The organism is Pseudomonas sp. SR18 (genome assembly GCF_023701505.1).
In the GTDB taxonomy this organism is placed as follows: domain Bacteria; phylum Pseudomonadota; class Gammaproteobacteria; order Pseudomonadales; family Pseudomonadaceae; genus Aquipseudomonas; species Aquipseudomonas cyclaminis.
In genome coordinates this window covers 424,877-442,187 of record NZ_JAMQAU010000001.1, presented here as the reverse complement: position 1 = coordinate 442,187, position 17,311 = coordinate 424,877, and the positions used below count along the sequence as shown (strand labels likewise).

At 60.5% G+C, this 17,311-nt stretch carries 11 protein-coding genes; 9 read left to right on the top strand and 2 right to left on the bottom strand.

Translation table 11 applies throughout. The annotated features are described in order from the left end of the window. Nucleotides 1-1,185 precede the first annotated feature (1,185 nt). Both NDJ82_RS02075 and NDJ82_RS02070 read left to right on the top strand, forming a co-directional pair. Nucleotides 1,186-2,145 (top strand): hypothetical protein, encoded by a 960-nt coding sequence (locus NDJ82_RS02075; RefSeq protein ID WP_250924858.1) that lies wholly within the window; start codon nucleotides 1,186-1,188, stop codon nucleotides 2,143-2,145. Nucleotides 2,146-2,259: 114 nt separating this feature from the next. Beyond that, nucleotides 2,260-3,543 (top strand): hypothetical protein, encoded by a 1,284-nt coding sequence (locus NDJ82_RS02070; RefSeq protein WP_250924857.1) that lies wholly within the window; start codon nucleotides 2,260-2,262, stop codon nucleotides 3,541-3,543. Nucleotides 3,544-3,546: 3 nt separating this feature from the next. Here NDJ82_RS02070 and NDJ82_RS02065 read toward each other — a convergent pair whose 3' ends face one another. Beyond that, nucleotides 3,547-6,825, bottom strand: a complete 3,279-nt coding sequence (locus NDJ82_RS02065) for a sensor domain-containing protein (RefSeq protein WP_158878611.1) — start codon at nucleotides 6,823-6,825, stop codon at nucleotides 3,547-3,549. A 65-nt stretch (nucleotides 6,826-6,890) separates the two neighbouring features. Continuing rightward, the gene (locus NDJ82_RS02060; protein ID WP_099584009.1) at nucleotides 6,891-7,781 is read right to left on the bottom strand and encodes a LysR family transcriptional regulator; all 891 of its coding nucleotides are present in this window, start codon (nucleotides 7,779-7,781) and stop codon (nucleotides 6,891-6,893) included. Nucleotides 7,782-7,920: 139 nt separating this feature from the next. Between NDJ82_RS02060 and leuC the strand changes: the two genes are divergently transcribed. The 7 genes from leuC to NDJ82_RS02025 all read left to right on the top strand — a co-directional run bounded on the left by leuC (nucleotide 7,921) and on the right by NDJ82_RS02025 (nucleotide 17,177). Continuing rightward, nucleotides 7,921-9,339, top strand: coding sequence for a 3-isopropylmalate dehydratase large subunit (gene leuC / locus NDJ82_RS02055; protein WP_112196252.1), 1,419 nt, complete (start codon nucleotides 7,921-7,923; stop codon nucleotides 9,337-9,339). Nucleotides 9,340-9,349: 10 nt separating this feature from the next. Beyond that, on the top strand, nucleotides 9,350-9,994 hold the full coding sequence (gene leuD / locus NDJ82_RS02050) for a 3-isopropylmalate dehydratase small subunit (RefSeq protein ID WP_032888286.1): 645 nt from the start codon (nucleotides 9,350-9,352) through the stop codon (nucleotides 9,992-9,994). Nucleotides 9,995-10,138: 144 nt separating this feature from the next. Beyond that, complete coding sequence (locus NDJ82_RS02045) at nucleotides 10,139-10,903, top strand: class I SAM-dependent methyltransferase (RefSeq protein WP_112196251.1); 765 nt, start codon at nucleotides 10,139-10,141, stop codon at nucleotides 10,901-10,903. 52 nt (nucleotides 10,904-10,955) lie between these two features. After that, nucleotides 10,956-12,038 (top strand): 3-isopropylmalate dehydrogenase, encoded by a 1,083-nt coding sequence (gene leuB, locus NDJ82_RS02040; protein ID WP_250924856.1) that lies wholly within the window; start codon nucleotides 10,956-10,958, stop codon nucleotides 12,036-12,038. A 64-nt stretch (nucleotides 12,039-12,102) separates the two neighbouring features. Further along, the gene (asd, locus tag NDJ82_RS02035; protein WP_032888280.1) at nucleotides 12,103-13,215 is read left to right on the top strand and encodes an aspartate-semialdehyde dehydrogenase; all 1,113 of its coding nucleotides are present in this window, start codon (nucleotides 12,103-12,105) and stop codon (nucleotides 13,213-13,215) included. Between the two features lie 218 nt (nucleotides 13,216-13,433). Further along, complete coding sequence (locus tag NDJ82_RS02030; RefSeq protein WP_112196250.1) at nucleotides 13,434-14,444, top strand: aspartate-semialdehyde dehydrogenase; 1,011 nt, start codon at nucleotides 13,434-13,436, stop codon at nucleotides 14,442-14,444. Nucleotides 14,445-14,606: 162 nt separating this feature from the next. Then, entirely contained in the window at nucleotides 14,607-17,177 is a 2,571-nt protein-coding gene (locus NDJ82_RS02025; RefSeq protein ID WP_250924855.1) for a FimV/HubP family polar landmark protein, read from the top strand. Nucleotides 17,178-17,311 lie beyond the last annotated feature (134 nt).

Sequence of the window (17,311 nt, the reverse complement as noted above, 5' to 3'; positions counted from 1 at the left end):
CGGCCGCTTTACGCCGTGTGGATTTATGTCGCTGAGTTGCCTGGCGGACTGTTTATTAGCGTGTGTGTCAATAGGTTGTGCATGCGAACCGCTTAATTCAGGGGCTTTGTGCGAAGGTCATGAGGCAAATTCCGAAAGTTTGGTTTGATTTCTTTATATGAGTCGCGATTTTTGGAACCCAATGGCGCTGCTGCCCACGAATATATCGGCAGCAAAGTAGTGCTGTTGTTCTAAGTCCATAAATCCATCGCCATCCCGGTCGTTAAAAGTGTCGGGTTGTGCTGAGTAAGGAACTTACTTATGTCTCTATCGATTAATAACTCGCCTTTCGCCAAAGTTGGCACAACGCTCTTGGAGCAGTCCTCCTCTGTGACGCCTAAAATAGGCGTGAACCCGTCTCCGGGTACTTCCAATAACAATACGAGTCCCACGCTCCTACGCCACGACAATTCGCGAGCGCCGCAGGGTGAGGCCATGCTGACCTCCGCGGCGTTCGCAAAGTTGTTCGACATGCTGGATATGGTGTTCAGGGCAATGCGCGAAATGCTGTCCGGCAGAGCCATGAACGCTGACCTGTCCCCTGACAAGACAAAGCTGCCAGGGAGCAAACCTGAGGCCCGCGAGCAGCCTGTAAAGCCGGATGTGGGCAAACAGCCGGTAAGGCCGGGCACACCTGGGTTACCAGTGAATCCGCAGCCAGCTGACCCCCGCACAGTTCGGCTTGATGGCCGTAAACCGGATTCGTTGCAAGTCATGCCGGCAACGCCAAAACCAGAGGTTTCCGTCACCAACGATGCCAAGGCTAACGTGCAGGTAAACGTTAGTCTCAGTCATTGTCATTGCCCTGATACGAAAGGGCGGCACACAGTTGACGTATTTCCCAGGCCTGACGCAATCCCCACGCCCAAGGCACAAGTGCTACCAACCTTGAAATCTGAGGTTACGCCACAGCCGACCCCGTCTGTTACTCCGGATATCAAGCCCACACCGCGACCGGCTACACCTGTCCCGGATTTAACCAGCCCGGGTCCTGCTGATAATCGATTTGATCCAAGAGACTGGCGATTCAGTCCCCGACCCAAGCTTAAGTCCTGACGTTAATTTCCCTGGTTAAACTTTTTGGCTGAGGCATGTACTTCTTCGGAATGCAAGGTCTGGAGAAGTGCGTGCTCTAGGAGAACAAGAATGTCCTGTTGCTCAATTATAAATGTTGCGTACGTCGTTGATGTAAGACAGTTCGGTCCCGTTGACGACTTGGGTGTCAGTAATGATAAAAGTTATCAGCCGGAGCCTCTTGAGGGTATTGCAAGTCCAAGTTCTCATGCCGCACCTGCCACACACAAGAGCGATGCAGGTGTAGGTGACCCTTCAGAAGTCTTGGCCACACTGACTGCTCTTTTTAGCTCTTTTTTCACGCAATTAATCAACTTGATTTCAGGTAATAAGGCCAAAACAGTTCCTGATACACCTACTCCGGTCCCACCGCCACGCCCGCAAGTCGCCCCAAGGGTAGTCCCCGAACCCGTGGCGCCAAGGCCCGCTGAGAATATTCCTGGCCTGTCAAACAAACGAAACGGCGCCAAGCCGGACAATATCTGGAGCGGGTTTCGCCAGGGGCCCGATGGCAACTGTGTGACGGTATCGGCCATCAAGGCCGCCATGTATCGGTTTGGGCAAAGTCCCACGGATATTTTCAGGCAGGTAACCAAAGTCAGTGAAGGTTATCGAGTTGTCATGCGTGATGGCTTTCAACTCACCCTGACAGACCGCGAACTGATCGAAGGTGCACGCGGTTCGCGCTTTGTCGGAGGCGATCAAGGGATGCTCAAGGATGCGCAGTTCCTTTTTGCCGTGAGTGCCAAGCGCGCACAAATGGAGAATAACGATCGCACGGCGGGCAGGAGTTATCAGGCGGCGGTGCGTAGCTTGAATGACGGTGAGGATGAGTCCGGACCCGGTGAGGGGTTCCTGCGACTGGGGCTGAGGCAGCACATGAAGAGGGTGTCTGTACGCGAACTTGCCGCTGGGCAATTGGGCATGTGTAACCGCACCGGGCATTCGGTGGCAGTTATCAATGGTCGCGAAGAACTATGGGGACGACAAGGGAGGGCGCCCACCCAGGGGCACGCTGTTGCCCTGGTTTGATCTTGAGTGCGTCGATGTGGTCAGGGCCTCAGGCGTCGGTTCAGCCTAGGCTGCTCCGTGTAGCCCTGGCCGCATGAGCGACAGACAATTCTTTGAGTGTCAGGAATCCCGAAAATGAATATTTCAATGGCTGATCAGCCGGTTTTTCCGGTTGATATGGGGCATGAGGCCTTTGCACCTGTTGCTGCGGCGCGCAGCGAGGGACCGCCTGCGGATATTGCCCCGGCGTTCAACGCGACTGAGCGACGGTTTGGCGAGAACTTTGATAGCAGCACGCATGCCGCAGTCATCAAATTGATGATGATGACGTTCGGTCGCCACCCTGCTGCCATGTTCAGTGAGTTGATTCGCGCCGGTGACGGCTATCACGTCACCATGAAGGATGAATTCAAGGTTCACCTGTCTGCCAGCGAGTTGGCGCAGGCGTCGAAGGCTTCGCGATTTCAGGGGGCGGATGCCGGCGCCGTAAAGGACGCCAACTTTGTGTTTGCGGCCTTTGTGAAACGCAAGCAACTGGAAGGGGGTTACTCGACGTTCGAGGCCGCTCTGGCAAAGACACTCGAAGGGGAGACGACCCAGCGGTGCCTGCAGGGCATGGGGGTTTTCGGGCTTTCTCAGTTTGTGTCGTCGGCTGACATGGCGGCCAAGGGCGCGATCGGAGTCATGGGGACCCATAACCACGGCTCCGCCTTGGTGGTGGAGGGGGTCAAACATAATTACGGTGAACGGCAGTCGGTCGATGGGGGGTATGGCTACGTGTTGTTCAACGATAAATCTGCGCCCCGCAGCGACGCCAGGGCGGTGTCTCATGTGGCCACCGACGCGGCGCCTGAGCAAATCTGGAGTGGCTTTTATCAAGGCGCGCAAGGCAATTGCGTCACCGTGTCGGCGATCAAGGCAGCCATTATCCGGTTCGCGCAGGACCCCGTGGGGATCTATAAGCACATCCAGGTCACGCCGGACGGCTTTGAGGTGACGATGCGGGATTCTTTCCCGCTTAAGTTGACCCATGCTGAGCTGCGCCAGGCCACGGCGGCCTCGAACTTCTATGGCAGTGATCCCCAGTTGCTCAGTTACGCCAACTTTCTCTACGCGGTCAGTGCCAAGCGCGCGCAGATAGAGAACAACGACTTTCGGGCTCGCGAGAGTTATGAGGTGGCGCTGCAGACCCTCAATGACGGCGAATACCCCGGCGAGGCACTTCGCCGGCTGGGTCTGTTTGGTTACATCCGTGAAAGCACGGTAAAAGAGCTGGCTGACGGCGCGATCGGCACCCTGGCGGACAGTGCACATTCGGTTGCAGTGATCAATGGCGCGCTTGATGACTATGGGCGAAAACTGGCCCTGGCTTCCTCTCGCTGGATGTCTGCGGGGATGCGGGCATTGAAGCTGGCCTGAGGGTTACTCCAGCAGCCGTCTGAACCCCTCTATCGGCAACGGACGGCTGTGCAAATACCCCTGGAACAAATGGCAGCCCAGTTTTTGCAGGAACGCCAGTTGCTCCGGGGTTTCCACACCCTCGGCAATCACCTCCAGATTCAAACTGCGAGCCATCGCCACGATGGCGCGAATGATTTCGGCATCGTTGGGGTCGTGGGTTGCATCGCGCACGAACGATTGATCGATTTTCAGCGCATCCACTGGCAAACGCTTAAGGTAGGTCAGAGATGAGTAGCCGGTACCAAAGTCATCCATCGCAAAGCTCACGCCGAGCTTTTTCAGGCGGCGCATCTTGTTCACGGTGTCGTCCAGGTTCTGGATCACGATGCCTTCGGTGATTTCCAGTTTCAGCAGGCTATAGGGCAACGAGTGCTGCTTGAGGCTGTGCTCCACCCGCTCCACGAAGTCGTTCTGACGAAACTGCCGAGGGCTGATGTTTACGCACAGGCTGAAGTTCAGCGGGTCGACCTTGCCGTCTTTGATCAATTGTTCGAAAGCGGCACAGGCTTCATCGAGGATCCAGGTGCCCACTTCAAGGATCAGGCCGCTGTCTTCCAGCACCTTGATAAATTCCGACGGTGACTGCGCGCCCAATTGTGGGTGCTGCCAGCGCACCAGTGCCTCTGCGCCGACGATCTTGTTGCCGCGCGCATCCACCTGGGGTTGGTAATGCACACTGAACTCGCCACGCGCCAGGGCCAGGCGCAGGTCGGTTTCCATGCGCAGGCGTTCGCTGGCGGTTTTTTGCATGCTGTTGTGGAACATCTGCGTGGTATTGCGCCCTGAATCCTTGGCGCGGTACAGGGCAATGTCGGCGCGCTTGAGCAGATCCGCCGGGGTGGTGCCGTGATCGGGAATCAACGCCACACCAATGCTCGGCGTGACCTGCAGGCGGTGCCCGTCCAGGAACATCGGCTCCGAAAGCAACTCGCGCAGGGTGTCGGCCAACGCCTGCACCTGTTTGCTGACCTCCATGCGCGAGCCATTCAGGCCGCTGAGCAGTACCACGAATTCATCACCACCCAGGCGTGCCACGGTGTCCTCCATGCGCACGCTGGCTTCCAGGCGCGCGGTGACGATTTTCAGCACGGTATCGCCCACCGGGTGACCAAGGGAGTCGTTGATGTGCTTGAAGTGGTCAAGGTCCAGGAACAGCAGCGCGCCGCGTAAATTATGGCGCTTGAGCAGGGCGATCTGCTGGCTCAGGCGATCCATCAGCAGCGCTCGGTTGGGCAGGTTGGTCAGCGGGTCGTGGTAGGCCAGGTGGCGGATCTGCGCCTGTGCGTTTTTCAGCAGGCTCACATCCCGCGCGGTCAGCAGCAGGCACGGAGTCTCGTTCAGGGTGATGGGCTCAACGGAGACTTCCACTGCCAGCACGTCGCCGCGTTTGTTGTGCCAGAGCATTTCCAGGTGGGTGATACGGCCCTTGATCTGCAACTCGGCCAATAGCGCCGAGCGTTGGTTTTCGTCGGCCCAGATGCCGATCTGATACAACGTCAGGCCGATGGCGTCTTCAGCGCGGTAGCCGGTGAGGCGGCAGAAGCCGTCGTTGACCTCCACATAGCGGCCGGTGTCGCGCTCGGTGATGGAAATTGCGTCAGGGCTGGAATGGAAGGCCTTGGCGAATTTTTCCTCGCTGGCCTTCAGCGCGGCTTCAGAGCGTTGTTGTTGGGTGATATCGCGCAAGGTGGTGACAATGCACGGTTGATCGCCGACCTTGATCAAGCGGCTGGAAATCATACAGGTCAGGCTCTGGCCATTCTTGTGATGCACCACCACGGCCACGTTGCTCAACGCCTGCTCGCGAATCACCCGTTCGATACGCTCCAGACGCTGGCTGGGATCGTCCCACAGGCCGATCTGGTCGGCGCTCTTGTCGATGACCTCGGCGGCGGTCCAGCCAAAGGTCTGGGTAAAGGCCGGGTTGATCTCGATAAACGCGCCGCTGTCCATGCCGGTGACGCAAATCGGGTCGGGGCTGGCCTGGAACAGGCTGGCGAATTTCTCTTCGGAGGCGCTCAGGCGTTGCTCGCGCTCGACCTGGTCGGTGATGTCGAGCAACGTCCCGGCCATGCGCAGCGGCGCGCCTTGCTCGTTGCGGTACAGGCGCGCACGGCTTTCCAGGTAGCGTGAGCTGCCGTCTTCCATAGGCACCCGATAGGTCAATTGGTAGTTGCCGGCCGGCCCTTCTCGCAGGGTGCGGTAGGCGCTGCGCATATTGTCCCGTTCCTCATCGGGCATGCCTTCGAAAAAAGCATCGAAGGATTCGTGGAACGGTTCGAACGGCAGGCCGTGCAGTTGGGCGGCGCGTGCCGAGCCGTAGAGCATGCCGCTGGGAATGTGCCAGTCCCAAGTGCCCAGTTGCGCCGAGTCCAGCGCCAGGTCGAGGCGTTCCTGGCTGTCCTTGAGTGCCTGTTCGGCATTCTTGCGTTCGGTGGTGTCGAGGAAAGTGCTGATCAGGTACGCCTCACCCTCCAACTCGATTTTTTGCGCGCTGAGGGTGCCATCGTGGACCTGGCCGTTGCTGGCGCAAAACTGCACCTCCATGCTGATGGGCTCGCCCTTGCGCTGGGTCGCCTTGATCAGTTCAGCGCGCTGCTCCGGATCGCACCACAGGCCCAGGTCCAGGGTGGTGCGGCCGATGGCGTCGCCCAGGGGCCAGCCGAAGAGCATCTCGAAATACTGGTTGGCTTCGCTGATCAGGCCGTCGGCCTGACGGGTCAGCAGCACCATGTTCGGGCACAGGTGGAACAGCGTGGCGAAGCGTTTTTCGGAGTGCCCCAGGGCGTTCTCACGTTCGCGCTGGTGGGTGATCTCGCGGATCACCCCGATCATGCGGCGTCGACCGGCTTTGTCCGGCTGCAGGCTGCCGTTGATTTCCAGCCAGTGAAAACTGCCGTCGGGCCATTGGATGCGGTGATGCATGGCCTGCTCGAACGGCTCGCCGGCCAATACGGCGTGAAAGGCCCGTACCACGCGGGCGCGATCCGATTGGGCGAGCAGGTCGAGGTAATCCAGATCCTTGGGCAACGGTTGGCGCGGGTCAAACCCAAACAGCGCCTGGGTGCCCCGTGACCAACTGATTCGTCCGGTGTCGATTTCCCAGCACCATGCGCCCAGGCGGGCCGCATTGAGGGCGGCCAGCAGCTGTGGGGCGCTGTCCCAGCTCTCTTCCGCCGCCTGGGGATCGAGGGCGTAAATGCGGGGCAGGGGTGGCACGGAATCGACGGGGTTGCGCATTATCATCGGGCCTTGATTCGATGGGCAAACAGCACGGTTTTATTCAGAACCCAGGCCGCACGGCGTCATGCCGGCATTCCTGGCAGATCCACCTGTGCATCCAATAGGCTCATGAAAGCCCGCGCAGCGTTCGACAGCGTCCTTTCGGTGTGCACGATATAGCCTAGCTGGCGACTGAGTTGTATGCCCGGCAAAGCGATACTTGCCACCTGATCATCGAGCATGGTGCGCGGCAACACGCTCCAGGCCAGGCCGATGGACACCATCATCTTGATGGTTTCCAGGTAGTTAGTGCTCATCGCGATGTTTGGCGTCAGGCCCTGGGCCTCGAACAGCCGGCTGACAATATGGTGGGTAAAGGTGTTGCCGCCAGGGAAAACCGCCGGGTGGCCGGCAATATCCGCCAGGCTGATAGAGCCGTTACTGATCAGGCTATGTTCGGGCGCCACCACAAAATCCAGCGGGTCGTCCCACACCGGCGTTGCGCGTACCAGGTTGTGAGGGTCCGGTGCGAGGGTGATCACCGCCACTTCGGCGCGCCCGTGGAGGATTTCTTCGTAGGCCACTTCCGAATCGAGAAACTGAATATCCAGCGCCACGTTCGGGTATTCGCGGGTGAACGTGCGCAGGATCGGCGGCAAGCGGTGCAGGCCGATATGGTGGCTGGTGGCCAATGTGAGCCGCCCGCTGACTTCGCCGGTGAGGTTGGTGAGGGCACGGCGGGTGTCGTCGAGCACGTTGAGAATCTGGTAAGCGCGGGGCAGCAGGGCGCGCCCGGCCTCGGTCAGGCCGACTTCGCGGCCCAGGCGATCAAACAAGCGCACCTTCAATTGCTGCTCCAGGCCGGCGATGCGTTTGCTGATGGCTGGTTGGGTCAGGTGCAGGCGTTCACCGGCGCCGGAAAAGCTGCCGATCTCGGCGATGGCGATAAAGGCATTAAGATTGGCCAAGTCCATGGTGGTATTCCAGTTGGTAATCCAAAGCATAAAAAATATGAATTTGAGTTATTTAATGTAGCGCCATACCATCAGCCTCACAAGCCAAAGGGTTATTGAAAAGCCCGGCGCATGAAATACCGCTGATGAGGACCGACTGATGGCCGGCAAAACGCTTTACGACAAGCTTTGGGATTCCCATGAAGTGAAACGGCGCGATGATGGGTCGTCGCTGATCTATATCGACCGTCACATCATCCATGAAGTGACCTCGCCCCAAGCGTTCGAAGGCCTGCGACTGGCGGGGCGCAAGCCTTGGCGCGTCGACTCGATCATTGCCACCCCGGACCACAACGTGCCGACCACCCCTGAGCGCAAGGGCGGTATCGACGCCATCGTCGACACCGTGTCGCGCTTGCAGGTACAGACCCTCGACGACTATTGCGACGAATATGGCATCACCGAATTCAAGATGAATGACGTGCGTCAAGGCATCGTCCACGTGATCGGCCCGGAGCAGGGTGCCACCTTGCCGGGCATGACCGTGGTCTGCGGCGACTCCCACACGTCCACCCACGGTGCCTTCGGCGCTTTGGCCCACGGCATCGGCACCTCGGAGGTCGAACACGTGTTCGCCACCCAGTGCCTGGTCGCCAAGAAAATGAAGAACATGCTGGTCTCGGTCGAAGGCACCTTGCCGTTTGGCGTGACCGCCAAGGACATCGTGCTCGCCGTGATCGGCAAGATCGGCACCGCCGGCGGTAACGGCCATGCCATCGAATTCGCCGGCAGTGCGATTCGCGACCTGTCCATCGAAGGCCGCATGACCATCTGCAACATGTCCATCGAAGCCGGTGCCCGTGTGGGCATGGTGGCGGCGGACGAAAAGACCGTCGAATACGTCAAGGGTCGTCCTTTCGCCCCGGCCGGCGCCGATTGGGATGCCGCCGTTGAGGCCTGGAAGGACCTGGTCTCCGACGCCGACGCGGTGTTCGATACCGTGGTCGAGCTCGACGCAGCCCAGATCAAGCCGCAAGTCAGTTGGGGCACTTCCCCGGAAATGGTCCTGGCCGTCGACCAGAACGTGCCGGACCCGGCCCAAGAGGCCGATTTGGTCAAGCGCGGCTCCATCGAGCGCGCCTTGAAGTACATGGGGTTGAAAGCCAACCAGGCAATCACCGACATCCAGTTGGATCGTGTGTTCATCGGTTCCTGCACCAACTCGCGGATCGAAGACCTGCGCGCCGCCGCGGTGATCGCCAAGGGCCGCAAGGTAGCCTCGACCATCAAGCAAGCCATCGTGGTGCCGGGTTCTGGCTTGGTCAAAGCGCAAGCCGAAGCCGAAGGCCTGGACAAAATCTTCCTCGAAGCCGGTTTTGAATGGCGTGAGCCGGGCTGTTCGATGTGCCTGGCGATGAACCCGGACCGCCTGGAGTCGGGCGAGCATTGCGCGTCGACCTCCAACCGTAACTTCGAAGGGCGTCAGGGCGCTGGTGGGCGTACCCACCTGGTCAGCCCGGCCATGGCCGCTGCCGCTGCCGTCAACGGTCGTTTCATCGACGTTCGCGAATTGATCTGAGGAATACCCGATGAGAGCTTTTACCCAACACACAGGTCTTGTCGCGCCGTTGGACCGTGCCAACGTGGACACCGACCAGATCATCCCCAAGCAGTTCTTGAAGTCGATCAAGCGCACCGGTTTTGGCCCCAACCTGTTCGACGAGTGGCGCTACCTGGACGTGGGCTATGCCTACCAGGACAACTCCAAGCGCCCGCTGAACAAGGACTTCGTGCTCAACGCCGAACGTTACCAGGGCGCCAGCGTGCTGCTGGCCCGGGAAAACTTCGGTTGCGGCTCCAGCCGTGAGCACGCGCCGTGGGCCCTGGAAGAATATGGCTTTCGCAGCATCATCGCGCCGAGCTACGCCGATATCTTCTTCAACAACAGCTTCAAGAATGGCCTGTTGCCGATCATCTTGACCGACGAAGAAGTCGACGAGCTGTTCAAGCAAGTCGAAGCCGACGTGGGCTACCAGCTGACTGTCGACCTGGCCGCGCAAACCGTGACCCGTCCGGATGGCAAGGTGTATCACTTTGAAGTGGATGCGTTCCGTAAGCACTGCCTGATCAACGGCCTGGATGATATCGGCCTGACCTTGCAGGACGGCGATGCGATTGCAGCGTTTGAGGCCAAGCACCGGGCTAGCCAGCCTTGGTTGTTTCGCGATGCCTGATTTGCGGTAACCGTGCGGGCCCCATCGCGGGCAAGCCCGCTTCCACAGTTGACCGAGTTGTTCAGGAGAACACCGATCGATGTGGGAGCTGGCTTGCCTGCGATAGCGCCCGTACAGCCACCCCAAAACCCAAGGAAAACCACCATGACCAGCACCGCCCACACCCAAGTCGTGCAAAAACAATTCGGCGAACAGGCCTCTGCCTACCTCAGCAGTGCCGTGCACGCCCAAGGCAGCGAATTTGCGCTGCTCCAGGCCGAACTGGCCGGGCAGGGCGGTGCACGCCTGCTGGACCTGGGCTGCGGCGCCGGTCATGTCAGCTTTCATGTGGCACCGCTGGTTAAAGAAGTGGTGGCCTACGACCTGTCCCAGCAGATGCTCGACGTGGTGGCCGCCGCTGCGCAAGATCGCGGCTTCACCAATATCAGCACTGTCAACGGCGCCGCAGAACGCCTGCCGTTTGCCGACGGCGAGTTCGACTTTGTGTTCAGCCGCTACTCGGCCCACCACTGGAGCGACCTCGGCCTGGCCCTGCGTGAAGTGCGTCGCGTGCTCAAACCGGGCGGCGTGGCGGCCTTCGTTGATGTGTTGTCACCGGGCAGCCCGCTGTTGGACACTTACCTGCAAACCGTCGAAGTGCTGAGGGACACCAGCCACGTGCGCGATTACTCTGCTGCCGAGTGGATGCGTCAGCTCAGCGAGGCCGGTCTGCATGTGCGCAACAGCAGTCGCCAGCGCCTGCGCCTGGAATACACCTCATGGGTCGAGCGTATGCGCACGCCGCAAGTCCTGCGCGCCGCGATCCTGGAGCTGCAACAGGCGATGGGCCAGGAAGTGCGTGACTATTACGAGATTCAAGCCGACGGCACCTTCAGCACCGACGTGCTGGTGGTCTGGGCCGAGCGCTAGTTATTTTTCCCGACCTGCCCACGGGCGGGTCGCTTGATGAAATGAGGAACCCATGAGCAAGCAGATTCTGATTCTCCCTGGCGACGGTATTGGTCCGGAAATCATGGCCGAAGCGGTCAAGGTCCTGGAACTTGCCAACAGCAAGTACAGCCTGGGCTTCGAACTGAGCCACGACGTGATCGGCGGCGCAGCCATCGACAAGCACGGCGTGCCCCTGGCCGACGAAACCCTGGACCGCGCCCGCGCCGCCGACGCCGTGCTGCTCGGCGCCGTGGGTGGTCCGAAGTGGGACAAGATCGAACGTGACATCCGTCCTGAGCGCGGCCTGCTGAAAATCCGCGCGCAACTGGGCCTGTTCGGCAACCTGCGACCGGCGATCCTTTACCCGCAACTGGCTGATGCGTCGAGCCTCAAGCCCGAAGTGGTCGCGGGCCTGGATATCCTGATCGTGCGGGAACTGACCGGCGGTATCTATTTCGGCTCGCCACGCGGTGTGCGTGAGTTGGAGAATGGCGAGCGCCAGGCCTACGACACCCTGCCATACAGCGAGAGCGAAATCCGTCGTATCGCCCGTGTCGGTTTCGACATGGCCCGCGTGCGTGGCAAAAAGGTCTGCTCGGTGGATAAAGCCAACGTACTGGCGTCCAGCCAACTGTGGCGCGAAATCGTCGAAGAAGTGGCCAAGGACTACCCGGACGTCGAACTGAGCCACATGTACGTCGACAACGCCGCGATGCAACTGGTGCGTGCGCCGAAGCAGTTCGACGTGATCGTGACCGACAACCTGTTCGGCGACATCCTGTCCGACCAGGCGTCGATGCTCACTGGCTCCATCGGCATGCTGCCGTCGGCGTCCCTGGACACTAACAACAAGGGCATGTACGAGCCTTGCCACGGTTCGGCGCCGGACATCGCGGGCCAGGGCATTGCCAACCCGCTGGCGACCATCTTGTCGGTCTCGATGATGCTGCGCTACAGCTTCAACCTGAGCAATGCGGCGGACGCGATCGAGAAGGCCGTGAGCCTGGTGCTGGACCAGGGTTTGCGCACTGGCGACATCTGGTCGCAGGGTTGCACCAAAGTCGGTACGCAAGAAATGGGCGACGCAGTAGTCGCCGCGCTGCGGAATCTGTAATCTCTCGGGCCCGCTTGCAGTTGTTGCTGCAAGGCGGCCCACTTTTTAACAAGGTGTAGTTGCGATGAAACGTGTAGGTCTGATCGGTTGGCGCGGTATGGTCGGTTCCGTGCTCATGCAGCGGATGCTGGAAGAGCAGGATTTCGATCTTATTGAGCCGGTGTTTTTCACCACGTCGAACGTGGGTGGCCAAGGGCCGTCCGTGGGCAAGGATATTGCCCCGCTCAAGGATGCCTACAGCATTGACGAGTTGAAGACACTCGACGTGATCGTGACCTGCCAGGGTGGCGACTACACCAGCGAAGTCTTCCCGAAACTGCGCGAAGCCGGCTGGCAGGGTTACTGGATCGACGCCGCGTCGAGCCTGCGTATGCAGGACGATGCGGTGATCATCCTCGACCCGGTAAACCGCAAGGTCATCGACCAGCAGCTGGATGCGGGCACCAAGAACTACGTCGGCGGCAACTGCACCGTCAGCCTGATGCTGATGGGCCTCGGTGGCCTGTTCGAAGCGGGTCTGGTCGAGTGGATGAGCGCCATGACCTATCAGGCGGCCTCCGGTGCCGGCGCGCAGAACATGCGTGAGCTGATCAAGCAGATGGGCGCGACCCACGCTGCAGTCGCCGATCAACTGGCCGACCCGGCCAGCGCGATCCTCGACATCGATCGCCGTGTGGCCGAAGCCATGCGCAGCGACGCCTACCCGACCGAGAACTTCGGTGTGCCATTGGCTGGCAGCCTGATTCCGTGGATCGACAAGGAACTGCCGAACGGTCAGAGCCGCGAAGAGTGGAAGGCCCAGGCCGAAACCAACAAGATCCTCGGTCGTTTCAAGAGCCCGATCCCGGTCGACGGCATCTGCGTGCGCATCGGCGCGATGCGCTGCCACAGCCAGGCGCTGACCATCAAGCTGAACAAAGACGTGCCGATCGCCGATATCGAAGGGCTGATCAGCCAGCACAACCCGTGGGTCAAGCTGGTGCCGAACAACCGCGATATCAGCATGCAGGAGCTGAGCCCGACCAAGGTCACCGGCACCCTGAATGTACCGGTTGGCCGTCTGCGCAAGCTGAACATGGGCAGTCAGTTCCTCGGCGCCTTTACGGTTGGCGACCAGCTGCTGTGGGGCGCGGCTGAGCCGTTGCGTCGCATGCTGCGGATTTTGCTGGAGCGTTGATCGCTTGAGGCAGTAAGAGAAACCCGCGCTCTGGTGACAGGCGCGGGTTTTTTGTTGTTCTTTCGGCCCTATCGGGGGCAAGCCCCCTCCCACATTTCGGTGGGAGGGGGCTTGCCCCCGATAGGGCCATCAGCCACACCATAAAACCCAGGTTAATTGCCTCACCCCCGGCCACCCGGTAAAGTGCCGCTCCCCCCGCAATGCCCGAGGCAGCCCCCATGACCCAGACCTTTGAAATCGCCGTGATCGGCGCCACCGGTACTGTTGGCGAAACCCTGGTGCAGATTCTCGAAGAACTGGCATTCCCGGTGGGCACCCTGTACCTGCTGGCCGGCAATAATTCCGCCGGTGCCTCGGTGCCCTTTCGCGGCAAGAATGTGCGGGTCAAGGAGGTTGATGAGTTCGATTTCAGCAAGGTGCAACTGGCGTTCTTCGCCGCCGGCCCCGCCGTCACCCTGAGTTTCGCACCACGTGCGACGGCGGCCGGCTGTTCGGTGATCGATCTGTCCGGTGCCTTGCCCGCCGAGCAGGCGCCACAGGTGGTGCCGGAAGCCAATGCCCATGTCCTGAAGGGATTGAAAAAACCGTTCCAACTCGGCAGCCCAAGCCCGTCCGCGACTAACCTTGCGGTGGTGCTGGCGCCGCTGCGTGGCTTGCTGGATATCCAGCGTGTCAGCGTCACGGCCAACCTGGCGGTGTCTGCTCAAGGGCGTGAAGCCGTGAGCGAACTGGCCCGTCAGACCGCCGAGTTGTTGAACGTACGCCCGCTGGAGCCGAAGTTCTTCGACCGGCAAATGGCCTTCAACCTATTGGCACAAGTCGGCACGCCAGATGCGCAAGGTCATACAGCCTTGGAGAAGCGTCTCGTACACGAACTGCGCACAGTGCTTGAATTACCGTCGCTGAAGATTTCAGCAACCTGCGTTCAAGCTCCGGTGTTTTTTGGCGATAGCCTGACGGTGTCGTTGCAATTGGCCGCACCGGTCGACCTGGCTGCGGTCAACCTGGCCCTTGATGCCGCTGCGGGTGTAGAGCTGGTGGAGGAGGGCGATTACCCGACAGCCGTGGGCGATGCGGTCGGCCAGGATGTGGTCTATGTCGGCCGGGTTCGTGCTGGCGTGGACGACCCGGCGGAACTAAATCTGTGGCTGACGTCAGATAACGTACGCAAAGGTGCCGCACTTAACGCGGTGCAGCTGGCGCAGTTGTTGATAAAAGGCCTTGCGTAAAAGATACTTGGCGTCAATTTGTAGATTGATTCTAGCCAGGCGCTATGCTTGGTCCGAAGTGCAACAGAAGCGTGTCGGTAACCTATCGGCTCGCCATGCCTTATGGCAAGCGGTTACCAACCTTCTCGCAGGCCGGGGAGTGTTCAGACAAAGGATGAGGCTATGGTTCAAGTTCGCAAACTGGTGTTAGCAATAGCGGCCGCCTCGGCGCTGTCCTCCGGTATGGCGCAGGCGCTGCAGCTGGGGGAAATGACCCTCAAGTCGAAGTTGAACCAGCCCTTGTCGGTGGAAATCGAATTGCTCGATGTCGGCGGCCTCACAGCGTCCGAGATCACGCCTAGCCTGGCGTCCTCCCAGGCGTTTGTGGATGCTGGCGTCGATCGCCAGGCATTCCTCAATGACCTGACATTTACCCCGGTGATCAACGCCAATGGTCGCAGCGTGGTGCGTGTCACCTCCAGCAAGCCGCTGCCTGATTCCTATGTGCGTTTCCTGCTGCAGGTGCAATGGCCAAACGGTCGATTGATGCGCGACTACAGTGTGCTGCTCGATCCGGCCAAATTTGACCAGTCTGCCCCGGGCCCGGTCGCAGCGGCGCCAGCCCCACGCTTGGGCGCACCTGCCAGCGCCGCGCCTGTCGCGAGCAAGCCGGCCCAGCACACCACGACCTCCCGCGACACCCTTTGGGAAATCGCCGAGAAGCACCGCAATGGCGGTTCGGTGCAGCAGACCATGCTGGCTATCCAGGCGCTGAACCCCGGCGCCTTCATCGACGGCAATATCAACCGCTTGAAAACCGGCCAGGTGCTACGCCTGCCGGACACCGTACAAAGCACCGCACTGCCGCAACCCCAGGCGATTGCCGAAGTCCGGGCGCAGAATGATGCCTGGCGCCAGGGGCGTCGCACGGCCTCCAATCAGGCCGCAGGCAAGCAACAACTGGACGCCACCAAGCGTACCCAGGCCGGTAATGCGCCATCGACCACCAATGCCCAGGACAAGCTGAGCCTGGTCTCGGCAGAAGCCGCCAAGAAGGGCGGCAAGAGCAAGGCCGGCGACAGCCAGGGCCTGAGCGACAAGCTGGCGATGACCCAGGAGCAGTTGGATACCACTCGCCGTGATAACGAGGAACTCAAGAGTCGTGCGGCGGACCTGCAAAGCCAGCTGGATAAACTGCAAAAGCTGATTCAACTGAAGAACGATCAACTGGCTCGTTTGCAGGCGGAGAAAGGCGACCCGGCGACGGCGGTGACAGCGATGCCTGCACAGCTGGCCAGCGGCCCGGCGTCCACTCCGGCAGCCCCCGCACAGACCGCTGCGCCAGCGCCGACACCGGACGCTCCGGCACCCGCGCCGGAAGCGGCCAAACCGGTCGCCACCACCGAGGCCGAGGCCCCGGAAGGCAAGTTCAACGACCTGCTGACCAACCCGGTTGTCCTCTCTGTTATCGGGGGGGCAGCGGGCCTGGTGGTCTTGTTGCTCCTGCTGCTGTGGGCGCGCCATCGCAACGCCCGTCGCGAAGAGGAAAAGCACCTGCGCATGGCGCGAGCGCTGGCCGAAGAACCGGAATTCACCTCGGATATCGAGCACGACCTGCCGTCGGACAGTTTCGAGGGCCTTGAGGTGCCGCCACCGAACGTCAAGCTGGCCGCTGCTCCGGCGCCCGCGCCAGTGGCTGAGCCTGCTGTGGTTGTACCAACGGTCGCCTCCGTGCTCGCGCCACTGGCTGTTGCCGTGGCCCCGCAGAATGCCAACGATGCCTTGGCGCAAGCCCAGTCCCATATCGACCGTGGTCACCTGAACCAGGCTGCCGATGTGTTGGAGCAAGCGATCAAGCACGAGCCCAAGCGCAGCGACTTGCGTTTGAAGCTGATGGAAGTCTATGGCCTGCAAAGCGACAAGGACGGCTTCGTAACCCAGGAGCGCCAACTCGTGGCCAATGGTGAAAACCATGCCCAGGTCGAGCAGCTCAAAGCGCGCTTCCCGGCGATGGCCGTATTGGCGGCAGGTGTCAGTGCGGCGGTTGCTGCGGCGGCACTGGATGCTCAGTACGTCAAGGATCTGCTCGAAGACAAGCCGGCTGCACCAGAGCCGGAGGCTTTTGACAGTGATTTTGATCTGAGCCTGGACGATCTGGAGGCTGCCTCACCGGCCGAGATAAAGGACGATCAACAGACGTTCGAGTCGCTTCTGAAAGAGCAAACCGCCGCCAAGCCGGCCTCGGATGACCTGTCTGACTTTGACCTGGACCTGCAGTTGGATGCGCCGTCGTCAACGCAGTCCGACGATGACTTCCTGTCTGGCCTTGAAGATCAGATGAACGACGTTCCAGCTGTCGAACCGCCAACGCTGAAGCCTGCAGCGTTGGATGACTTCGATCTGCCGGAAGATTTTGATCTGTCCCTGGCGGACGAGCCGCAAACGGCGGCCAAGCCTGATGCTTTCGCCTCGGAGCTGGACGATGTCAACGCCGAGCTGGATCGCCTGTCCCAGAGCCTGGAACATCCCTCCATCGAGCCTTCTTTCACGGCTGAAGATGCGGCGCTTGGCGGTGATGAGCCTGAGTTCGACTTCCTGTCTGGCACCAATGAGGTCGCTACCAAGCTGGACCTGGCCCAAGCCTATATCGACATGGGCGATGCGGACGGAGCGCGGGATATCCTTTCCGAAGTGCTCACCGAAGGCGATGAGATTCAGCGCGGCGAGGCCAAGGAAATGCTCGGTAGAATTTGAAGGCTGATACAACACACAGGTGGGAGGGGGCTTGCCCCCGATAGCGCCGGGCCATTCAGCACAGCTAGTTGCTGACCCCACAGCTATCGGGAGCAAGCCCCCTCTGGCATTCGGTCCGCGTCAATCCTGAACAA